The sequence below is a fragment of the Pseudomonas sp. S44 genome (assembly GCF_016624805.1).
In the GTDB taxonomy this organism is placed as follows: Bacteria; Pseudomonadota; Gammaproteobacteria; order Pseudomonadales; family Pseudomonadaceae; genus Aquipseudomonas; species Aquipseudomonas machongensis.
This window is the reverse complement of sequence record NZ_JACVTY010000016.1, coordinates 57,029-77,745: the sequence shown is the minus strand read 5'-3', so window position 1 is coordinate 77,745 and position 20,717 is coordinate 57,029. Positions and strand designations below refer to the sequence as shown.

Sequence of the window (20,717 nt, the reverse complement as noted above, 5' to 3'; positions counted from 1 at the left end):
GCTATCTGGGGATGGCCTGATTTCCCCTCAAGGAGTGTTGCATGACCTTTTCCTTCGTCGCCAAGGCGGGTGTCCTGCTGGTGTTCTTCGGCAGTGTGCTGTTCGTGCACCTGCGCGGCAAGGCACGCCTGCCGGTACTGCGCCAGTTCGTCAACCATTCGGCGCTGTTCGCTCCCTACAACAGCCTGATGTACCTGTTCTCCGGTGTGCCTTCCAAACCTTACCTGGACCGTCAGCGCTTCCCCGAGCTGGATGTGCTCAAGGATAACTGGCAGGAGATCCGCGAAGAGGCCATGCGCCTGTTCGACGAGGGGTATATCCGCGCAGCCGAAAAGGACAACGACGCCGGCTTCGGTTCGTTCTTCAAGAAGGGCTGGAAGCGGTTCTACCTGAAATGGTACGACAAGCCACTGCCGTCGGCCGAGGCACTGTGCCCGCGTACCGTCGAGCTGGTCAGCAGTATCCCCAACGTCAAGGGTGCAATGTTCGCCCTGTTGCCTGGCGGTAGCCACCTGAACCCGCACCGCGATCCGTTTGCCGGCTCCCTGCGTTATCACCTGGGGTTGTCCACGCCCAACTCCGACGACTGCCGCATCTACGTCGACGGCCAGGTCTACGCCTGGCGTGACGGCGAAGATGTGATGTTCGATGAAACCTATGTGCACTGGGTGAAGAACGAAACCGACGTGACGCGGGTGATCCTGTTCTGCGACGTCGAGCGTCCGCTCAACAGCCCGCTGATGACCCGCATCAACCGCAAGGTCAGCGCGTTCCTGGGCCGCGCCACCGCGCCGCAGAACACCGACGACGAGCGGGTGGGCGGGATCAATCAGGCCTACGCCTGGAGCAAGCGCTTCAGCAACCGCATCAGCACTCATGTGAAGCAGTTCAAGCGCTCCAACCCCAAGGCCTACCGCATCCTGCGGCCGGTGCTGGCGGTGGTGGTGGCCTATCTGCTGTATCGCTGGTTGTTCTGATTCGCTGCGGCCTTCTTCGCGGGCTTTCCGCGAAGAAGGCCGTCCGATCACCCTAGGGTGTTGCCCAGCTCCGCATTCACGGATATATTCCGAAACATTCATCTTCCCCGAAGACCTGTCCATGCCAGCCACCCCTTCCACCACTGCCTTCGTTCTCGCGCCTGTCGCGGGCGTTGTCGTGCGTGGCAGCCAGCAGCCGGCCATGATCAGTCACTACCCACCACCTGTCAGTGGCGTCGTCGGCGGCGTATCCCCGCCCCGCTGCGTGGTCGTGCTGGGCTGATCGGCGTTCTCGCCGGCCCAAGCGCACTCGCAACCTACTGAACACGGTCGGCCTCTTTCCTCGCTGAAGCGCGCCCACCGTTTGGCTCTTGCCCAATATTCAGGTGGCAATACATGTCTGTCCTTTCGAAAGCATCCGTGGCCTCGGCGGCCACCACCAGCCTGTTCGTCCTGCTGTGGAGCAGCGGGGCGATCGTCTCCAAGCTCGGCCTGGCCCAGGCCAGCCCCTTCGCCTTCCTGCTGCTGCGTTCGGCATTGGCCCTGGCAGGGCTGTTGCTGATCGACCCCTTGCTGAGATTGCGCTGGCCGCGCAGTCGCGGCGGTATCCTGCGCGCCCTGGGGACCGGTTGCGTGCTGCTCGGCGCATACCAGATCTTTTACCTGCTGGCGCTCAACACCCACGTCACCCCTGGTGTCATGGCCACGGTCATGGGGGTGCAACCGATCCTCACCGTGGTGCTGATGGAGCGCCAGCGCTCATGGAGCCGTTTGTTTGGCCTGGGTCTGGGGCTTGGCGGGTTGGTGATGGTGGTCTACCAGGGCATCAACCTGGGTGGGGTTTCCCTCGCCGGAATGCTGTTTGCCTTGCTGGCGCTGACCAGCATGACGTTTGGCTCGATCCTGCAGAAGCGCATCACCGACAACCCGATGGGAACCTTGCCGCTGCAATACCTGGCAGGGTTTGTCCTGTGTGCGGTGTTTGCGCCGTTCCAGCCGCTGCATGTCGAATGGAGCGCCAGCTTCGTCGGCGCTCTGCTGTGGATGGGATTGGTGGTGTCGTTGCTGGCGACGCTGCTGCTCTACCGGTTGATCGCCCGAGGCAACCTGGTCAATGTCACCAGCCTGTTCTACCTGGTGCCAGCGGTGACCGCAGTGATGGATTTCCTTATCTTCGGTAACCGCCTGGCGCCGCTGAGCCTGCTGGGGATGGGGCTGATCGTGGTGGGCTTGCTGTTCGTGTTCCGCAAGCCTGGGGTAAAGATGGCCGAGGCCTGAATACCGCCTGCGGCGGTACGGTTTCAGGCACGCGCCGGCCGCAGCACCAACCACAGTGCTGCGGCAATCAGGATCCCGCCATACAGGTGCGCCATCGACAGGGGCTCATCCAGCAACCACGCCCCCCACAGCACCCCGAACACCGGAATCAGGAAGGTCACGGTACTGGCCTTGACCGGTCCGATCTCGTTGAGCAGGCGGAAGTACAGGATGTAGGCGAAGGCCGTGCACACCAGCCCCAGGCCCAGCAACGACAGCCACACCGACCAACCACCCCAGCTGGCGGGTGGTTGGGTCAGTGCGCTCCAGGCAAACAGCGGGCTGAGCAGCAAGGTCGCTCCCAGCATGCTGCCCAGGGCCGACAGGCGGCTGTCCAGGCCGCCGATCCAGCGCCTGGCGAGAAAGCCGGCGAAGCCATAGCAGGTGGTCGCCGCAACGCATGCCAGGGCGCCTTGCACCAGGGCCATGTCCAGCGCCACCGGGCCGGCACCGCTGAGGATGCCGACGCCGAACAGGCCAAGGAAGATCCCGCACAGTTTGGGCAGGGTCATGCTTTCGCGGAAGAACAACGCGCCGATCAGCACGCCCATCAGGGGTGTGGTGGCGTTGAAGATTGCCGAATACCCCGCTGGCAGTACCTGCGCGGCGACCGAATAGAAGGTCGCCGGAATACCCGAGTTGATCATGCCCAGCACCAGGCAGGCGCCGAGCTTGCCCTGGAAGTCCCAGCGCACCCTGGCTGCGGCGAGGATGCCGATCAGGCCGAGGCAGGCGATGGAGACGCGAAAGAAGGCGGTCGGTACCGTACCCAGTTCAGGGGCGATGATGCGCATGAACAGGAAGCTCGCACCCCAGACGGCAGCAAGGGTCAGCAGGCGGGCGAGGGCGATGGGGCTCACGGGTATCTCCGGGTTCTGGGCAGGGGCGCGAGTGTACGTCAGGTGCCGGGGCGTTTCTTGTGCTTTCTTGCTTTGGCAATTGGGTTGGCCCGCGAAAAGACCGACACCCGACTAAGCTCTTTTCATTCCGCCACCCACCGAGCCTCTCACCATGCCCCAGCCCTGGCCCGCCGCAGCCATCGCCCGGATGATCCTCGATGGCTTCGACAACTACCGAGAACACTTTCGCCGCATCACCCTGGGCGCCCGCGAGCGTTTCGAACAGGCGCAATGGCAGGCGATCCAGCAGGCCGCTGCTGCGCGGATCAACCTGTACGAGGAGAAGGTCGCCGAGGTCAACGGCTGGCTGCGCGAAGGTTTCGACGCCTCGCTGCTGCTGGACGTGGAGCACTGGCCGCTGGTCAAGAGCGCCTACATCCGCCTGATCGACCCGCGCCTGGACGATGAGCTGGCCGAGACCTGGTACAACTCGCTGTTCTGCAGCCTGTTCAGCCACGACCTGATCAGCGACGGCTGCATGTTCATCCACACCACCCGCCCGGCCATGCGCGGCCACGAGCGCGCGGCACAGACCCGCACCTATCAGTTGCGCGACGGCCTGGGTGGTCTGTTGCGGGCGATCCTTGCCGACCAGGCTTTCGAGGTGCCCTATGGCGACCTCGACGCCGACCTGGCGCGCCTTGAGGAGCGGCTGCGTGAATGCCTGCCCGACTGGGTATGCAAGGACCCGGCGCTGGCCGTGGAGCTGTTTTCCTCGGTGCTGTACCGCAACAAGGGCGCCTATCTGGTCGGGCGTCTGTACACCCGTGACGAGCAGTGGCCGCTGGTGATCCCGCTATTGCATCGCGAGGGTCATGGCATCGAGGCCGATGCGCTGATCACCGATGAGGCCGAGGTGTCGATCATCTTCTCGTTCACCCGCTCGTACTTCATGGTCGATGTGCCGGTGCCGGCGGAGTTCGTCAACTTTCTCAAGCGCATCCTGCCGGGCAAGCACGTTGCCGAGTTGTATACCTCGATCGGCTTCTACAAGCATGGCAAGTCGGAGTTCTACCGCGCGTTGATCAATCATCTGGCCAGTACCGACGACCGTTTTGTCATGGCGCCCGGCGTGCGCGGCATGGTGATGAGCGTGTTCACCCTGCCGGGCTTCAATACCGTGTTCAAGATCATCAAGGACCGCTTTTCACCCTCCAAGACCGTCGACCGAGCCACGGTGATCGAAAAATACCGCCTGGTGAAAAGTGTCGACCGCGTGGGGCGTATGGCCGATACCCAGGAGTTCGCCGATTTTCGCTTCCCGGTGGCCAAGTTCGAAGCCGATTGCCTGGCCGAGCTGCTGGAGGTCGCGCCCTCGACGGTGGTCGTGGAGGGTGACAGCGTGCTGATCCGCCACTGCTGGACCGAACGGCGCATGACGCCGTTGAACCTTTACCTGGAGCAGGCCAGCGAGGCCCAGGTGCTCGAAGCCTTGGAGGACTACGGGCTGGCGATAAAGCAACTGGCGGCGGCGAACATCTTTCCCGGCGACATGCTGCTGAAGAACTTCGGCGTTACCCGGCATGGGCGGGTGGTGTTCTATGACTACGACGAGATCAGCTATCTCACCGAGGTGAATTTTCGCCATATCCCGCCGCCGCGCTACCCGGAGGATGAGATGTCTGGCGAGCCGTGGTATTCGATCGGGCCGCACGATGTGTTTCCCGAGGAGTTTCCGCCGTTCCTGTTCGCCGATATTGGCCAGCGGCGGTTGTTCAGCCGGCTGCATGGGGAGCTGTATGACGCGGACTACTGGCAGGGATTGCAGGGGGCGATACGGGAAGGGAAGGTGATCGATGTGTTTCCCTATCGGCGCAGGGGCAGGTGAGGGGTATCAGTCGGTGGTGGCCTTTTCGCGGGCAAGCCCGCTCCCACAAGCCCCCACTGAACTCAAGGGCAGTGGGGGCTTGTGGGAGCGGGCTTGCCCGCGAAAAGGCCACCACCAATCTTCAGCCCTTGAGGCACTTCAGCTCACTGAAGTCACGACGTACCTTGGCCAGCCGGTCCAGCAGGAACTGCCGCTGCGCCGGGCTGCTCTGCTGCATCAGGTCGACCAGCAGGCTGCGGGCCTGTAGCTCGGTGTTCTCGAAGGCCATGCGGTAGGCCGGTGACCACAGGCTCTCCTTGCGCTGCAGCAACTGCGCCAGGCGGGGCTCGAACGCTGGCGAGTGGCGTTGTTCCATGGCCAGCACCAACTGTTGCTGCCAGGCCTGGCGATTGGCGATCCATTCGCTGTTCTGATCGCCGAGGGCCTGGGACCAGGTCATCACCCGCAGGCGCTGGCGAGCATTGAGCTCGCCCAGCCACGGCGTCAGGCGTTTCTCCATGCGCGTGGCACGGGCCTGGATCTGTTTGGGTAGCGGGGTGTCGACGTATTCCTTCTGCCGCTCGGCAATGTCGTCGCTGAATGCCTTGCGCATTTCACCGACCTGCGCGTCGCTCATGCCGCGCAGCAGTTCGGCGGCGGAGGGGGTGATCTCTTCAGCGACCCGGCCGATGGCCTGGCGCGCCTCGGCAGTGCGCTGCTGCAGGGCCTGGTCGGTCACGGCCTGGTTGGCGACCATCAGGCGCACCTTGTCGAGCCAGTCGAGGTAGCCGGGCAGTTGTGTCTTGCAGTGCCAGGCCAGGTGGCCCTTGAGCCGTTCGTCGAGCAGGGCCTTCTGCTGGCGATTCATGTCCAGGTAGTCGCCCAGCGACCAGGGCACCAGCCGGTCGAGGTTGCGATAGGCGAGGTCGATACGGCTGCAGGCAGCGAGCGTGAGGGCAAACGCGAGAATGAGCAGCAGGGCTCTGGGCAGACGGACAGGCATGAGCGAATCCTTGCAGGTTGCTTGCCAGGCAATAGATGCGCGCCGCGCTCGGCGGTTCCCACGGATCGGGCAGCCGGGCAGCTTCAGGTGTAGAATAGCCGCCTTGTCTTGAGGAACATCGGAAATGGCTCTGCTTGGGCGTTACAACAGTTTGCAAATCGTGAAACACGTGGAGTTCGGTCTTTACCTGGACGGCGGCGCCGACGGCGAGATCCTCCTGCCCAGGCGCTACTTTCCCAAGGACGCCGAGCTTGAGCTCGACGACTGGCTGAACGTGTTCATCTACCTCGACAGCGAAGACCAGCTGATCGCCACCACCGAGAAACCCAAGGTGCAGGTCGGTGAGTTCGCCAGTCTCAAGGTCAAGGACATCAACGGCGCCGGCATCTTCCTCGATTGGGGCCTGTCCAAGGACTTGCTGATGCCCTATTCGGAAGAGGCGCAGCAGTTGAAGATCGGCGATTACTGCGTGGTGCACACCTACCTCGACAAGCGCACCCGGCGCATCACCGCCACCGCGCGCCTGGACCGCTACCTCGACCGTACGCCGGCCGACTACAAGGCGGGCCAGCCGGTCGAGCTGCTGGTGGCGGGCGAGACGCCGATGGGCTTCAAGGCGATCATCAACAACCGCCACTGGGGCCTGATCCACAAGAACGAGGTGTTCAAGTTCCTGCGCTCGGGCATGCACGAGAAGGGCTTCATCAAGGAAGTGCGCCACGACGGCAAGATCGCCCTGAGCCTGCAGCCGGTGGGCGCGGCCTTGGCCGACAGCCTGCAGGAGCAGATCCTCAAGCGCCTGGACGAAGCCGGAGGCGTGCTGCCGGTGTGCGACAAGAGCGCCCCGGAAGTGATCGCCAAGCTGTTCAACGTCAGCAAGGGCAATTTCAAGAAGGCCATCGGCGGGCTGTTCAAGCAAGGGCTGATCGTCATCCATGACGATCGTATCGAGCGGGCCTGATCAGGCCTGCACGAAGGTGCTGAAGTCCAGTTGCTCACCGCCTGGGCGGGTGTCGCACAGCAGCGAGTCGCGGTCGGCGCTCAGCGCCAGGCTGATGGTCGAGCGACGCTTGCCGGGGTGGCGGACTTCCATCTGTTCCTGATGCGCGCGCAGGAAGTTGACCGGCACTTTCAAGTGCTGCAGTTCGTCGGTTTCCGGGGTGTGCAGCAGCAGGTTGACCCAGTCGGGCTGGCCTTTGCGCAGCAATGCCACCGGTACCTCGAACCACCACAGGTTGCGTTTCTTGTCGAGGATGGCGAACAGGGTGTTGTCGCGGTCGAGCACCGGCCGGTTCAGCGCTTGGTTGCGCCGGGCGATGGCGGTGGGTTTGTCGAGTTTCATGCAGGTTCCTGCGGGTTGACGCCAGAAAGGCCTGACATTGTGCGGGGTGGCGCGGGGCGCGGCAAGGGTTGCGGGGTGGGTTGCGCCGGCCTCTTCACGGGTTTGCCCGCAAAGAGGCCTTGAGCGTCAGCGCCGCAACGGCTGGCTCAACTCCGAGGTCGCGCCATCGGCTGTGGTCACCGTCGCGGTAAAGCTGTTCAGCCCCGCAATGGCATCCAGCGTCTTCTCGAACCGTGCCTTGCCCTGAGCATCGCTGCCGACCAACACCTCGCCCAGATACTGCTCCGCTTCCCGCCCATCCGCTGCCGCATTGCCGAACACTTCGATGCGCAACAGGCTGGATGCCGGCCCTTGCACTTCACCTTGCAGCACATGCCCGGCAAGCCCGGTCAGACGCGGCGCCTGTTGATTGTGATTGGGCAGCGGCTGGCACGGCTGGGGTTGCCCGCTGCCATCGCAGATGATCGCCTGGTCCTTCTTCGCCAGTTCCGCGCCGACACCGCGCGAGCCGACGTACAGCGCGTGGGCCTGGGCTGGCACACCGAAGATGATCGCGCCGGTGCGCTGGTCCGCTACGCACGAGCCACCCGCCTCGCAGCGCCGGATATCCAGGCCATTGCCCCAGATGCGGTTGGCAGTGACGCGTGTGGCGGTGACTTCCGGCTCCGGACGCAGGGCCACGCCGATGCGGTTGCCGTGGATCAGGTTGCCGTCGAGGATGTTGCCCTCGCCGGTCACGCTGATGCCGATGGAGTTGCCGGTGAAGGTATTGGCGCCCAGGTAGTTGCGCTTGCCCCAGTTGATCTGCAGGCCGTCGGAGTAGTTCTCGAAGCGGTTGCGCACCACGCTGTTGTCGTTGCCCAGCAGGATCTCGATGCCCTGGGAGGGCTCGGGGTTGGCGTCGGTGGAGCGGAACAGGTTGTCGGCCACCAGGTTGAAGGCGGCGCCGCGGGTCAGCTCCAGGCCGTCGCCGTTGTCGATCAACTGGTTGCGCAGCACCTTGTTGTTGACCGTGGTGGTGGCCGTCGGGTTGCCCACGCCGTCATCGCCCGTGAGCATGATCCCGGCCCCGCCCTTGTTGGCGACGATGCGGTTGTCTTCGATCACGTTGCCGCTGGCGCGGTTGACCAGGATGCCGATGCAGAAGTTGCGCACCTCCAGGCCGCTCAGGTGCACGCCCTGGGTGTCCCGCAGCACCAGGCCGGGGTTGGTGGTGGTGCGTACATTGGTGCCGAACTGGCCGGGCAAGGCTCCAGGGCAGGTGCGTACCCCCTGGTCCTTGATATAGCCGGCGCCGTCGATGGCGATGTACTGGCCGTCACGTGCCCAGGCCAGGCCGGTGATGCGTAGCGGGCCCTTGATTTCCGGCAGTGGCCGGCTCGGGCGGATCACATAGGGCGGCTCGCCGACCGCGGCGATGTCGATGCGGTAGTGGCCGGGATTGCGGTTGCTGGTTTCCAGGGCCCAGCGCAGGGTGCCGGGTTGGTCGTCGTCGGTGTAGCGCTCGACCCGCAAGGTTTGCACGGCGGCCGGGGCGGCGGCGAGGGCGGGCAGGGGAAGTAACGGCAGCATGGCCGCGAATAGGGGCATCAATCGCATGTGCAAGGTTTCCACGAACTGTTGTTTTTATGGATGGCCGGATTCTAGAGCTGCGCCTTCCGAGTGCGCAGCGGCGCTGGGACAATTCGGTGCGGTATTCGCCCGCTGTTTGCCGTTCGGCTTGGTGCCCGAAAAATTGTTGAAACTCTTGCGCAAGCGAACCGGTCCACCTTTTGTCGACACGGTTCACGTGTCTCTTTTTTGCAGGAGATTCGCCATGAGCGGCACTAAAGACAAAGCCAAGGGCCTGGCCAACGAAGCGGTTGGCAACATCAAGCAAGGCGTCGGTAAAGTGACCGGCAACGACAAGCTGCGTGCCGAGGGCAAGGCCCAGGAACTCAAGGGCGAAGGGCAGCAGGCGGTGGGCAAGGTCAAGGATGCGGTGAAAAAGCCTTGAACCGCGGTTGATGCACAGGGCCTTGTGGGCGCGCCGTTTGCGCCCATGAGGCCTTACCGTGTTGCCCCAACGTCCGCCGTAGCCGTTTTCCTGATTTCGCCAGTGAGCAGTACGCGGTGCGCGTGGTCTATTAGACTTGTCTGCACAGTTGCAACCACGACGATCAAGCGGCGAAAGGAGACGCTATGATTTTTCCCGCCCTGCAGGGCCTGCCTCTGCACCGCGTGCTGGTGCGCACCGTCAAGGAATTCCTCGATGACGAGATGTCCACCTATGCCTCGGCACTGGCCTACCAGATGCTGTTCTCGCTGTTCCCTTTCATTCTGTTCCTGATCGCGCTGATCGGTTTCCTGCACCTGCCCGACTTCTTCTCCTGGTTGCGCCTGCAATCGGAACTGGTGCTGCCGCCCCAGGCACTCGAGCAAGTCAATCCGGTGATCGACCAGTTGCAGCAATCGAAGGGCGGATTGCTCTCGGTGGGTATCGTCATCGCCCTGTGGACGGCCTCGGCCGGCGTGCGCCTGATGATGAGCGCCATGAACGCCGCCTACGATGTGCCCGAGGGCCGCCCGGTGTGGAAGCGCATCCCGCTGTCGATCTTCTACACCATCGGCATAGCCGGCATGCTGCTGGCCGCCGCCGCACTCATGGTGCTGGGGCCGCAGGTGATGGAGTGGATCGCGGCCCAAGTCGGCCTGCAGGAAGTGATCGTCACCATCTGGACCGTGCTGCGCTGGCCGGCGATCATCATCCTGATGATGGTGGCGGTGGCGCTGATCTACTACGTGATGCCCGACGTCAAGCAGAAATTCCGCTTCATCACCCCAGGCTCCGTACTGGCGGTGGTGGTATGGATCGTCGCGTCGCTGGGCTTTGCCTACTACGTCAAGACCTTCGCCGACTACAACGCCATGTACGGCAGCATCGGGGCGATCATCGTGCTGTTGCTGTATTTCTATATCTCCGCCGCCGTGCTATTGCTGGGCGCCGAGATGAATGCGGTGATCGAGCACATGTCGGCTGAAGGCAAGAACCCCGGCGAGAAGGAATTCGACGGCGAGCAGCCGAAGGAGACCATCACTGTGCTCGGCCATGAGCATCCCGCGCATGCCGAACCCCAGACCCGTGAGCCGAACCCCTGATGATCCGTGACATCCTCAAGATGGGCGATGAGCGCCTGCTGCGCATCGCACCGCCCGTGCCCGAGCACATGATCGGCAGCCCAGAGCTGCAGCAACTGATCGACGACATGTTCGAGACCATGCGCCACGTCGGTGGTGTCGGCCTGGCCGCGCCGCAGATCGGCATCGACCTGCAACTGGTGATCTTCGGGTTCGAGCGCAGCGAGCGCTATCCGGACGCCGAGCCCGTGCCGCAGACCATCCTGCTCAACCCGCTGATCACGCCGATGTCCACCGAGCTCGAGGAGGGTTGGGAAGGGTGCCTGTCGGTGCCGGGCTTGCGCGGTGTCGTGCCCCGCTACAAGCACATCCGCTATGAGGGCCTCGACCCCCAGGGGGCCCCGATCAACCGCTTCGCCGATGGCTTCCATGCGCGGGTGGTGCAGCACGAATGCGACCACCTCATCGGGCGGCTCTACCCATCGCGGATCCAGGATTTTGCCCGCTTCGGCTACACCGATGTGCTGTTCCCCGGGCTCGACGTTGCCGACGACTGAGCGCACACCATCGCTACCAGCGTTTTGCTGCGCTGGTAGCGGGCCAGCCGCGAGGCCAGTTCGGCGGGCAGGGCGCTCGCCATTGTGAAAGCCTGCCGCGCATAGAAGCTTTGCAGTTCGGGGTGGCAGAACAGCCACGTCGGGCCTGTGCTGTTGGCCAGCGCTGCGCTGACCAGCCCTGCGGCAACACCCTGGCCACGCCACTGCGGCGCCACGAACAGGCCGGTCAGCCAGTGGCCGTCGGCGACGGGCGTCAGGTTCAGTGCACCCACCATCGCCTGCGCGCGCGCAACCCACAGTTGGCCCTCTGCACTGGCGCGCATGCGCGAGCCGTGCTGGCGGTAGAAGTGGTCGAGCAGGCGGCGCTGCGAGCGGCAGAGCGGGAGGAATTCGGGCAGGGTCATGGGGGGCTTTGTCGCAGATTGTTGCAAATCTGGCAAGGGTGAATATCCGACTGCAGGGTTCAAGTATTCGGTGGCGGGCGTAGAATTTCACTCATCCCTTCTGCAGTACGACGATGCGGGATCGGTGCTTCGTGTCATCGCCGACGATGACAACTTCTCCGCGCCAGTGACGGCATAAGAAGTCAATCGATCAACGTGATTGCTTTCAAGGCCACAGACTCATGAAAACATTACTCATTCTTGCATTGGTCGGGATGTCTTCGCTCGCCCTCGCGGACGAGGCCAAGACCACCCAGACCCAGCCCCCGGTGCAGTACGATTACTCGATGAACCTGGATATCAAGCGGGTGATCAATCTGTCGACCATCCCCGATGTCTGCGAGGTGGTGCCGGCAACCATGACCTATGAAGATCATCAGGGTCAGGTGCACACCATTCAGTACCGAGCCATGGGCGAGGGTTGCCAGCAGGGGTGAGTGCTATCTGCCTGCCAGCTCGCCAAGTACCGCGCGCACGACGTCCAGCCCTTGCTTGAGCTGCGCGCGGCTGGTGGCGGCCGACAGGCTGATCCGCACTGCCCTCACTTCATCGCCCCCCACCGCGAAGACACTGGCCGGCACCACTTCGACCCCCCGTGCCCGGCACGCCCCTACCAAAGCTTCAGCAGGCCCTGGGGTGTTCACCCAGACATGCGGCGAGGGTTCATCCTGAGCACGCATCGCTTCACCGAATACCCGCCGCGCCAGGCGCCAGCGCTCCCCGATTTCCTCCCGTTGCCAAGCCAGTCGCCGCGCGGCTGTGCCATTGGCGATCCATTGGCAGGCGATGCGCAGGTTCAGCGGTGATACCGGCCAGTGCGTGGCCCGGGCATGCGGGTCGATGTGTTCCAGCACCGATGCCGGTGCGGCGATCCAGCCCAGGCGCAGCCCCGCCGCGACCGTCTTGGACAAGCTGCTGACGAGTATCCCCTGACCGTCGAGCAAGGGGTACAAGGGCGCCCGCTCGCTCAGCGCGCCATAGACATCGTCCTCGATCACCCGCAGGCCGTGGCGCTTCACCACCTCGGCGACGGCCTGGCGACGGCTGTCGCCCATGCACGCCCCGGTGGGGTTGTGCAGGGTGGGTGTGGTCACCAGCACCTTGGCGCCGGTGGCCCGCGTCACCCGGTCGAGCTCATCCGGGCGCAGCCCTTGGTGATCCAGGGCCACGCCATGCACTGGCAGGCGCAACTGGCGGCACGCAGCCTTTATCCCTGGTGCGGTCAGGGCTTCGACCATGACCGCCTCGCCAGGCTGGCACAGCGACTGCAGCACACAGGCCAGCCCTTGCTGGGCGCCGCCGCACAGCAGCAGGTCGTCAGCGCCCAGCGTCAGCCCGCGCTGGGCCAGCCAGCGTGCGCCGTGCAGACGAGCGAGCAGCAACTGGTCATGATCGAGGTAGTGATCGAGCAGGTTGAGGTCGTCCGCCTGCAGCAATGCCTGGAGGCTGTGCTGCAGGTCGTGCGGGTGCGGATCGGCCACGGGTACGTTGGTCGACAGGTCGATCAGCGACGAATGCCGGTCGTGCTGCTTGAGGCGAAACAGCGTTGCTTCCTTGCTACCCGCCAATACGTAGGTACCTCGCCCGACTTCGCCGGCCACCAGATGTCGCGCGGCAGCTTCGCGATAAGCCTGCTGGGTGGTGCTCGGGTTGAGCCCCAGCTTCCAGGCCAGGCGCCGTTGTGGCGGCAGGCGTTCCCCTACCTTGAGCTCACCGCGTTCGATGGCGGCGGCGATGGCATCGACCAGTGCCAGGTAGCGGGGTTGGGCGTCGTCGATCAGTTCCGGGGTCCACACGAAATTGCTACCCATGCAATATAAGGTTTGACCCATACAATGCCCGGCGCTCAGGATCGTCGCAACTGCCCTCGATGAAGGATGATCGCCATGTTCGACCTCACAGCGCTGCGCGAAGCCGCTGATTTCGTTCACCAGCATGTGCCTGCGACGCCACAGCACGTCTGGCCGTTGCTCGCCGAGCGGGTCGGCTGCCAACTGTGGGTCAAGCATGAGAACCATGCGCCGACTGGCGCATTCAAGGTGCGCGGCGGGCTGGTCTATGTGCGCTCGCTGCTGGCCAGCGGTGATGTGCCTCCGGGGCTGGTCACCGCCACCCGCGGCAATCACGGCCAGAGCATGGCCCTGGCGGCGCGCCAGGCAGGCTTGCCGCTGGTGATCGTGGTGCCCGAAGGCAACTCGCGGGAGAAGAACGCCGCCATGCGTGCGCTGGGTGCGGAACTGATCGAGCACGGTGTCGATTTCGACGTGGCCCGTGAGTACGCCGCCCAGCTGGCTGAACAGCGCGGCTACCGGATGGTGCCCTCGTTCCACCCGGAGCTGGTACGCGGCGTGGCGACCTATGCGCTGGAGCTGTTCGAGGCCGTGTCGGAGCTCGACACCGTGTATGTGCCGATCGGCATGGGTTCGGGCATCTGCGGGCTGATCCAGGCGCGCAACCTCCTGGGGCTGCGGACCGAGATCGTTGGCGTGGTGTCCAGCGCCGCGGATGCCTATGCACAGAGCTTCGAGCTGGGGCGTATCGTCACCACGGCCACCGCCGACACCTTTGCCGACGGCATGGCCTGCCGCGTGCCGCACCCGGAGGCCTTCGCCCTGGTGCGCGAGCATGCCGCGCGGATCGTGCGGGTGAGCGATGACGAAATCGCCCAGGCCATGCGCCTCTACCACGAGACCACCCACAACACCGCCGAAGGCGCGGGCGCCGCAGCGCTGGCCGCACTGTTGCAGGAGCGCGAACGCCAGCAGGGCAGGAGGGTTGCGGTGGTGTTGAGCGGGGCCAACGTGGACCGCGCGCGTTATGCGCAGGTGTTGGCTGGGTAGAGAGTGCGCAACGAAAAATCCTGAATCAGTATCGGCGAGAGTGGTGATATCTTAATTTGATAGCACTTTCTATAGGGCGGGAGTTGGGATATGAGTTGCATGCGCTACAAGGGCTATGTTGCCCGCATCGATTACGACGACCGCGACGACCTGTTCGTCGGCCGTGTACTGGGGATGCGTGACATCATCAGCTTTCACGCAAGCTCGGTGCCTGCGTTGCACGAAGCTTTCGCTCAAGCCTTGGAAGATTATCTGGCGGATTGTGCCGAGCAGGGCATTGCCCCGGAAAAACCGGCCTCCGGCAAAGTGATGCTGCGTATTCGTCCTGAAGTGCACGCTGCCGCAAGTGTCGCAGCGCGAGCTGCAGGCAAGAGTCTCAACCAATGGGCCGACGAAGTGTTCGAGCAGGCGGCGCGGGCTTGAACCTGCGAAGGCCCGTCGGCACAGGCCGATAACGGAAAACCGCAAAAAGTTTTCCAGCGTTGTCGATTCCTCCCATCCCCAGTCGACCATCAGTGAAGGCGCCGCAAACACTCGGCGCCACCCACTGATGACCTGCTGGAGGCTTCCCCATGAATACCGCCGCCGAAACCGAAATCCGTCAACTCATCGAAGGCTGGATCCAGGCTGTGCGCGAGCGCGACCTGCCGGCCATCGTCGCGCCCTATGCCGATGACATCGTTGCCTTCGACGCCATTCAGGCCCTGCAATTCAAGGGCAAGGCTGCCTACCAGGCGCATTGGGAAATGTGCATGGGCTTTTGCACCGGTCCGATGGTCTTCGAGGTGGCCGAGCTGGACGTTCAGGCCGATGGCGACCTGGCCCTGGCGCATTGGCTCAACCGCTGCGGCCCGGCCGACGATGAAAGCCAGTGCGGCTTCATGCGCGTCACGGTGGGCTATCGTCGTAGTGCAGGGCGCTGGCAGGTGATCCATGAGCACTGGTCGGCACCGTTCGACATGGAAACCCAGAAGGCTCGCTTCGACCTCAAGCCCTGAACCGCCCGTCAGCTGGAGACGATCATGAAATACCTGTGCCTGGTCTATTGTGACGAGGGGCTGTTGCACAGCCTGCCCGACAGCCCCGAAGACGCCGAGTGCATGGCTTACGCCGAGTCCCTGCACGGCTCAGGGCGGATGCTTGCGGCCGAGGCGCTCAAGCCGGTGCAGACGGCCACCACCGTGCGCATGCGCGCTGGCAAGATGAGCCTGACCGACGGGCCCTTTGCGGAAACCAAGGAGCAACTGGCCGGCTTCTACCTGGTCGATGCCCGCGACCTTAACGAGGCACTGAACATCGCCAAAGGTATTCCGGCGGCGCGGGTCGGCAGTGTCGAAGTGAGGCCGGTGCGCGAACTGCAACCCTGATGACGGGAGGTCAGCCAAGATGACGCCGCGGACCGCAACACGATGACGGGTGATGAGCTGCATGCCCAGGTCGAGGTTATCTACCGCCGCGACTCGCGGCGCATCCTGGCGACCCTGATCCGTCTGTTGGGTGATTTCGACCTCGCCGAGGAGGCCCTGCATGATGCCTTCTTCATTGCCGTCGAACGCTGGCAGCGCGACGGCATGCCGGCCAACCCGCGGGCCTGGCTGGTCTCGGCCGGGCGTTTCAAGGCCATCGATGCCTTGCGCCGCCGCGCCCGTTTCGACCGTTCGCAGGCACAGCTGATCATGCAACTCGAAGACCCGGCGCAGGATCCGAGCGAGGAGGAACTGCTCGCTGACGACCGTTTGCGCTTGATCTTCACCTGTTGCCACCCGGCGTTGTCCGCCGATGCCCAGGTGCCTTTGACCCTGCGTGAGGTGTGCGACCTGACCACCGAGCAGATCGCCCGCGCGTTCCTGCAGTCGCCCTCGACCATCGCCCAGCGCATCGTGCGGGCCAAGGCCAAGATCCGCGATGCACGGATTCCCTACCAGGTGCCCGCGATGGGCGAACTGGCCGAGCGCCTGGAAAGTGTGTTGCGGGTGATTTACCTGGTGTTCAACGAAGGCTATTCGGCATCGGCAGGGGAAGACCTGGTGCAGCGCGACCTGTGCGACGAGGCGATCCGGCTGGGGCGGCTGCTGGCGCAATTGCTGCCAGACCCGGAGGTGTTCGGCCTGCTGGCGTTGATGCTGTTGCAGGCCTCGCGGCTGCGGGCGCGCACCGATGGCGAAGGCGAGCTGGTGCTGCTCGACCAGCAGGACCGTAGCCTGTGGGACAAGGCACAGATCGAGGAGGGGTGCGCCCTGGTGCGTCATGCGCTGGGCAGCCGTGATATCGGGCCCTACAGCGTGCAGGCGGCGATCGCTGCGGTGCATGCCGAGGCCGCCAGCGCCCAGGAGACCGACTGGGCAGAGATCGTCGGCCTGTATGACGTGCTGCTGCGGCACTGGCCGTCACCTGTGATCGAACTCAACCGCGCAGTGGCGCTGGCCAGTCGTGACGGCGCGGCGACGGGCCTGGCAGAGGTGGAGGCGATTCTGGGGCGGGGCGAGTTGCTCGACTACCATCTGGCCCATGCGGCCCGGGCTCAGTTGCACGGGCAACTGGGCCATGTGCAGCAGGCCCGGGAGGCGTGGGTCAGGGCGCTGGCGCTGGCCCGCCAGGAACCCGAGCGGCGGCATATCGAGCGCTGCCTCAGGGCGTTGGAGCCCTGTCGCAGGTAGATCCGCGACAGGATACTGCTCGGTCAGCCGGCAACAAAGTTCGGCGGCGATACCAGCTCCACCGTCTGCTGCTTGCGGGGTGCCAGGATCTCGGCCTCGCCCTCGACTACCAGTTCGTCGTTCTGGTTGTACACGTTGGTGGCGATGCGCACCTTGAACTTGGGCAGCTTCTCGAGGATTTCCAGGCGTACGGTCAGGGTGTCGCCAATCTTCACCGGCTTCTGGAAGCTCATCTTCTGCCCCAGGTAGATGGTGCCGGGGCCTGGCAGGGTGCAGGCAACCGCAGCGCTGATCAGTGCGCCGCTGAACATGCCGTGGGCGATGCGCTCGCGGAACATGCTCTTGGCCGCGAACTCGGCGTCCAGGTGCACGGGGTTGTGGTCACCGGACATGGCGGCGAACAGCTGGATGTCGCGTTCTTCCACCGATTTTTCATAGCTGGCTTTCTGGCCGACTTCGAGGGCTTCGTAGGGCGTGTTGGTGACCTGGGTCATCAGGGCTTCCTTGGAGGGACGAGGTGGTGCACATCATTCGCTGCGGGCAGGGCGGCCAAGGGCCAGCGCCTGCTCCAGCCAGGCAATGATGTCGTGGGTGACCTCGTCGCGATTGGTTTCGTTGAGCACTTCGTGGCGTGCCTGCGGGTAGACGCGCAATTGTACATGGCGATTGCCGGTCGCGCGCAGGGCGTTGGCCAGGTGGGTGAGACGCTTGCCAGCGCTGACCGGATCACATTCGCCGCCGATCACCAGCATCGGCAGGTTCGGATCGATCTGCGCCAGATGGCGCGGCTGGCTGATCTGTGCCAGGCCTTGCAGCAGGTCGAGCCACAGCTGGTTGCTGCAACGAAAGCCGCACAGCGGGTCGTCGACGTAGGCGTCGACCTCGGCCGGGTCGCGGCTGAGCCAGTCGAACGCCGTGCGGTTGGGTTTGAAGGCCTTGTTGAACGAGCCGAACGACAGCCAGTCGATCAGCGCGCTCTTGCCCTCCACCCCCTGGCGCCAGGCCTCCAGGCGGGCGATCAGGCGTGCTGCGCGATAGAGCGCAGCCGGCTGGAAGTTCGAGCCGCTGAGCACCGCCCCATGCAGGCTGCCACTGTGGTGCAGCAGGTACGCCTGAGCGATGTAGCTGCCCATGCTGTGGCCGAACAGGAACAGCGGCGTGCCGGGGAACTGCTGGCCGATGTGCTGGCTGAGCAGGCCCAGGTCGTTGACCACCGTGTTCCAGCCGTGGTGGTGGGCGAACAGGCCGAGGCTACCTAGCTCTGCGGTGCGGCCGTGGCCACGTAGATCAGGGGCGAACAGGGCAAAGCCGGCATCGTTCAGCGCATGGCCCAGGCGCCGGTAGCGCCCGGCGTGCTCGGCCATGCCATGGGCCAGCAGCACCACGGCCTTGACCGGCGTCTGCGGCAGCCACTGGTGGACGTACAGACTGCAGTGCTCGCTGGCGGGCAGCCAGAAGGCGTCGTGGGCCATGGAAAATCCTTTGTGCACGGGATTGAGCTCAGTGTATGCACAATGACCAGGATTGCAGCAGGGGCACAAATAAGATTCACAATGTTAATGGCAGGCCTTGGCGTATTTGCCACCTCCGGCTTACCTGCTAACGTCGGCTCAACGCCTTTTTGCCGTTGGGCAATCAGGTCATGGACGGTTCAGGCTGAGGAACAACAATAAATGCAAGCCGACTTCTGGAATGACAAGCGCCCGGCGGGCGTGCCTTCCACCATAGACATCACTGCTTACAAATCCGTCGTCGAAGTGTTCGAGCGTTCCTGCAAGCGCTTCGCCGACCGCCCGGCGTTCAGCAACCTCGGCGTCACCCTCAGTTATGCCGAGCTGGAGCGCCATTCGGCGGCCTTTGCGGCCTGGTTGCAACAGCACACCGACCTCAAGCCCGGTGATCGCATCGCCGTGCAGATGCCCAATGTCCTGCAATACCCCATCGCCGTCTTCGGCGCGATGCGCGCCGGGCTGATCGTGGTCAACACCAACCCGCTGTACACCGAGCGCGAGATGCGCCACCAGTTCAAGGATTCCGGCGCCCGTGCGCTGGTGTACCTGAACATGTTCGGCCAGCGCGTGCAGACGGTGCTGCCCGACACCGGCATCGAATACCTGATCGAGGCGAAGATGGGCGACCTGCTGCCGGCCGCCAAGGGCTGGCTGGTCAACACGGTGGTCGACAAGCTGAAGAAGATGGTGCCGGCCTACCGCCTGCCCCAGGCCGTGTCGTTCAAGCAGGTACTGCGCGAGGGCCGTGAACTCACGTACAAGCCGGTGGTGCAGACGCTCGAGGATGTCGCCGTATTGCAATACACCGGCGGCACCACGGGGCTGGCCAAGGGCGCGATGCTCACCCACGGCAACCTGGTCGCCAACATGCTGCAGGTGCTGGCCTGCTTCGCCCAGCACGGGCCCGACGGCCAGCCGCTGATCAAGGAAGGGCAGGAGGTGATGATCGCGCCGCTACCGCTGTATCACATCTATGCCTTCACTGCGAATTGCATGTGCATGATGGTCACGGGCAATCACAACGTACTGATCACCAATCCGCGCGACATTCCGGGCTTCATCAAGGAGCTGGGCAAGTGGCGCTTTTCAGCATTGCTGGGCTTGAACACCTTGTTCGTCGCGCTGATGGACAACCCGGGCTTCAAGTCGCTGGATTTCTCGGCGCTGAAGGTCACCAACTCGGGCGGCACAGCGTTGGTCAAGGCCACCGCCGAGCGCTGGGAGAGCCTGACCGGCTGTCGCATCGTCGAGGGTTACGGCCTGACCGAAACCTCACCGGTGGCGAGCACCAACCCCTACGGGCAACTGGCGCGGCTGGGTACGGTGGGCATCCCGGTGGTCGGCACCGCGTTCAAGGTCATCGACGACGACGGCAACGAGATGCCGCTGGGCGAACGCGGCGAGCTGTGCATCAAGGGGCCGCAGGTGATGAAGGGCTATTGGCAACAGCCGGAGGCGACAGCCCAGGCGCTGGATGCCGACGGCTGGTTCAAGACCGGTGACATCGCGGTGATCGACCCGGACGGCTTCACCCGCATCGTCGACCGCAAGAAGGACATGATCATCGTCTCGGGCTTCAACGTGTATCCCAACGAGATCGAGGACGTGGTCATGGGCCACCCGCAGGTGGCCAGTTGCGCGGTGATCGGCGTGCCCGACGAACGCTCCGGCGAAGCGGTAAAACTGTTCGTGGTTCCTCGGGCGGGCGGTGTCAGCGTCGAGGAGCTCAAGACCTTCTGCAAGGCCAACTTCACCGGCTACAAGGTGCCCAAGCACATCGTGCTGCGCGATTCACTGCCCATGACGCCGGTAGGCAAGATCCTGCGTCGGGAGTTGCGCGACATCGCCTGAAATCCAGCGCATCTGTGGGAGCAATTGTCTTGCTCAGAATTTAAAGTCCAGCCCAATCCCTGTGGGAGCGGGTTTGTCCCGCGATCGGGCGCGAAGCGGCCGTAGAACCTGGCACCGAGATTTATCAGGACGATCTCGACTGCCTGGCTTGCGGCCGCTTCGCGCCCGATCGCGGGACAAGCCCGCTCCTACAGGGACCGAGTCGACTGCCGCACGCACCGCAATGCGACATTTTGATTAAATACTCTAGAAATGACTTATAGAGTTCATTGAGTCACTTTGGTGACTGTTGAGGCTTGCTAAGCCCTCTAGGCGACCCCAGGCAAAGCTGTTACTCTCGGCGCGCTTTCAGATGATGCGGTTTGCAATGAATCCCTTCATCTCATATCAATAATA

Annotated in this window: 23 protein-coding genes; 15 read left to right on the top strand and 8 right to left on the bottom strand. The window is 64.0% G+C overall.

The window, feature by feature from the left end:
* Positions 1 to 41 precede the first annotated feature (41 nt).
* The 3 genes from IAE40_RS14105 to IAE40_RS14095 all read left to right on the top strand — a co-directional run bounded on the left by IAE40_RS14105 (position 42) and on the right by IAE40_RS14095 (position 2,255).
* Positions 42 to 977 (top strand): aspartyl/asparaginyl beta-hydroxylase domain-containing protein, encoded by a 936-nt coding sequence (locus tag IAE40_RS14105; RefSeq protein ID WP_063543682.1) that lies wholly within the window; start codon positions 42 to 44, stop codon positions 975 to 977.
* Positions 978 to 1,098: 121 nt separating this feature from the next.
* Complete coding sequence (locus tag IAE40_RS14100; RefSeq protein ID WP_234465148.1) at positions 1,099 to 1,260, top strand: hypothetical protein; 162 nt, start codon at positions 1,099 to 1,101, stop codon at positions 1,258 to 1,260.
* A 113-nt stretch (positions 1,261 to 1,373) separates the two neighbouring features.
* Positions 1,374 to 2,255, top strand: coding sequence for a DMT family transporter (locus IAE40_RS14095; protein ID WP_200603405.1), 882 nt, complete (start codon positions 1,374 to 1,376; stop codon positions 2,253 to 2,255).
* A 23-nt stretch (positions 2,256 to 2,278) separates the two neighbouring features.
* Here IAE40_RS14095 and IAE40_RS14090 read toward each other — a convergent pair whose 3' ends face one another.
* Complete coding sequence (locus IAE40_RS14090; RefSeq protein ID WP_200603404.1) at positions 2,279 to 3,154, bottom strand: DMT family transporter; 876 nt, start codon at positions 3,152 to 3,154, stop codon at positions 2,279 to 2,281.
* A gap of 151 nt (positions 3,155 to 3,305) precedes the next feature.
* Between IAE40_RS14090 and aceK the strand changes: the two genes are divergently transcribed.
* Positions 3,306 to 5,021: a bifunctional isocitrate dehydrogenase kinase/phosphatase gene (aceK, locus tag IAE40_RS14085; protein ID WP_200603403.1), complete on the top strand. Its 1,716-nt coding sequence runs from the start codon at positions 3,306 to 3,308 to the stop codon at positions 5,019 to 5,021.
* 121 nt (positions 5,022 to 5,142) lie between these two features.
* On the opposite strand, the gene IAE40_RS14080 is transcribed toward aceK, so the two are convergent.
* On the bottom strand, positions 5,143 to 6,003 hold the full coding sequence (locus IAE40_RS14080; RefSeq protein ID WP_197889939.1) for a DUF6279 family lipoprotein: 861 nt from the start codon (positions 6,001 to 6,003) through the stop codon (positions 5,143 to 5,145).
* 124 nt (positions 6,004 to 6,127) lie between these two features.
* Between IAE40_RS14080 and IAE40_RS14075 the strand changes: the two genes are divergently transcribed.
* The gene (locus IAE40_RS14075) at positions 6,128 to 6,964 is read left to right on the top strand and encodes a CvfB family protein (RefSeq protein ID WP_200603402.1); all 837 of its coding nucleotides are present in this window, start codon (positions 6,128 to 6,130) and stop codon (positions 6,962 to 6,964) included.
* Here the strand turns inward: IAE40_RS14075 and IAE40_RS14070 are convergent, their stop codons facing one another.
* Together IAE40_RS14070 and IAE40_RS14065 are read right to left on the bottom strand one after the other, a co-directional pair.
* Entirely contained in the window at positions 6,965 to 7,345 is a 381-nt protein-coding gene (locus IAE40_RS14070) for a hypothetical protein (protein ID WP_200603401.1), read from the bottom strand.
* 126 nt (positions 7,346 to 7,471) lie between these two features.
* Positions 7,472 to 8,944, bottom strand: coding sequence for a right-handed parallel beta-helix repeat-containing protein (locus IAE40_RS14065; RefSeq protein ID WP_200603400.1), 1,473 nt, complete (start codon positions 8,942 to 8,944; stop codon positions 7,472 to 7,474).
* A 217-nt stretch (positions 8,945 to 9,161) separates the two neighbouring features.
* On the opposite strand from IAE40_RS14065, the gene IAE40_RS14060 reads away from it, so the two are divergent.
* From IAE40_RS14060 to def, 3 genes are all read left to right on the top strand, one after another.
* Positions 9,162 to 9,341 (top strand): CsbD family protein, encoded by a 180-nt coding sequence (locus IAE40_RS14060; protein ID WP_063543694.1) that lies wholly within the window; start codon positions 9,162 to 9,164, stop codon positions 9,339 to 9,341.
* A 185-nt stretch (positions 9,342 to 9,526) separates the two neighbouring features.
* Positions 9,527 to 10,483, top strand: a complete 957-nt coding sequence (locus tag IAE40_RS14055; RefSeq protein WP_054893318.1) for a YihY/virulence factor BrkB family protein — start codon at positions 9,527 to 9,529, stop codon at positions 10,481 to 10,483.
* Positions 10,483 to 11,019, top strand: coding sequence for a peptide deformylase (def, locus tag IAE40_RS14050; RefSeq protein ID WP_065861448.1), 537 nt, complete (start codon positions 10,483 to 10,485; stop codon positions 11,017 to 11,019). The genes IAE40_RS14055 and def overlap by 1 nt, the downstream gene beginning before the upstream one ends.
* Here def and IAE40_RS14045 read toward each other — a convergent pair.
* Complete coding sequence (locus IAE40_RS14045) at positions 10,974 to 11,423, bottom strand: GNAT family N-acetyltransferase (protein ID WP_200603399.1); 450 nt, start codon at positions 11,421 to 11,423, stop codon at positions 10,974 to 10,976. The two genes, def and IAE40_RS14045, sit on opposite strands and share 46 nt — an antisense overlap.
* A gap of 221 nt (positions 11,424 to 11,644) precedes the next feature.
* Between IAE40_RS14045 and IAE40_RS14040 the strand changes: the two genes are divergently transcribed.
* Positions 11,645 to 11,899 carry a DUF2790 domain-containing protein gene (locus IAE40_RS14040; protein ID WP_054893315.1) on the top strand — a complete coding sequence of 85 codons (255 nt, stop codon included), beginning with the start codon at positions 11,645 to 11,647 and terminating at the stop codon, positions 11,897 to 11,899.
* Positions 11,900 to 11,902: 3 nt separating this feature from the next.
* Here the strand turns inward: IAE40_RS14040 and IAE40_RS14035 are convergent, their stop codons facing one another.
* Positions 11,903 to 13,273, bottom strand: a complete 1,371-nt coding sequence (locus IAE40_RS14035) for an aminotransferase-like domain-containing protein (protein WP_197889933.1) — start codon at positions 13,271 to 13,273, stop codon at positions 11,903 to 11,905.
* A gap of 75 nt (positions 13,274 to 13,348) precedes the next feature.
* Here IAE40_RS14035 and IAE40_RS14030 point away from each other — a divergent pair, with 75 nt between their 5' ends.
* The 5 genes from IAE40_RS14030 (at position 13,349) to IAE40_RS14010 (ending at position 16,959) form a co-directional block, all read left to right on the top strand.
* Positions 13,349 to 14,302 (top strand): threonine dehydratase, encoded by a 954-nt coding sequence (locus IAE40_RS14030; RefSeq protein ID WP_200603398.1) that lies wholly within the window; start codon positions 13,349 to 13,351, stop codon positions 14,300 to 14,302.
* A gap of 90 nt (positions 14,303 to 14,392) precedes the next feature.
* Positions 14,393 to 14,725 (top strand): type II toxin-antitoxin system HicB family antitoxin, encoded by a 333-nt coding sequence (locus tag IAE40_RS14025; protein WP_197889922.1) that lies wholly within the window; start codon positions 14,393 to 14,395, stop codon positions 14,723 to 14,725.
* A 149-nt stretch (positions 14,726 to 14,874) separates the two neighbouring features.
* Entirely contained in the window at positions 14,875 to 15,300 is a 426-nt protein-coding gene (locus IAE40_RS14020; RefSeq protein WP_197889920.1) for a YybH family protein, read from the top strand.
* Positions 15,301 to 15,324: 24 nt separating this feature from the next.
* Complete coding sequence (locus tag IAE40_RS14015) at positions 15,325 to 15,669, top strand: YciI family protein (protein WP_063543704.1); 345 nt, start codon at positions 15,325 to 15,327, stop codon at positions 15,667 to 15,669.
* A 42-nt stretch (positions 15,670 to 15,711) separates the two neighbouring features.
* Entirely contained in the window at positions 15,712 to 16,959 is a 1,248-nt protein-coding gene (locus IAE40_RS14010) for an RNA polymerase sigma factor (protein WP_200603397.1), read from the top strand.
* A gap of 23 nt (positions 16,960 to 16,982) precedes the next feature.
* On the opposite strand, the gene IAE40_RS14005 is transcribed toward IAE40_RS14010, so the two are convergent.
* On the bottom strand, positions 16,983 to 17,453 hold the full coding sequence (locus IAE40_RS14005; RefSeq protein ID WP_054893311.1) for a MaoC family dehydratase: 471 nt from the start codon (positions 17,451 to 17,453) through the stop codon (positions 16,983 to 16,985).
* 33 nt (positions 17,454 to 17,486) lie between these two features.
* On the bottom strand, positions 17,487 to 18,431 hold the full coding sequence (locus tag IAE40_RS14000) for an alpha/beta hydrolase (RefSeq protein WP_054893310.1): 945 nt from the start codon (positions 18,429 to 18,431) through the stop codon (positions 17,487 to 17,489).
* 201 nt (positions 18,432 to 18,632) lie between these two features.
* Between IAE40_RS14000 and fadD2 the strand changes: the two genes are divergently transcribed.
* Complete coding sequence (fadD2, locus tag IAE40_RS13995) at positions 18,633 to 20,321, top strand: long-chain-fatty-acid--CoA ligase FadD2 (RefSeq protein WP_063543708.1); 1,689 nt, start codon at positions 18,633 to 18,635, stop codon at positions 20,319 to 20,321.
* The last annotated feature ends 396 nt before the right edge of the window (positions 20,322 to 20,717 follow it).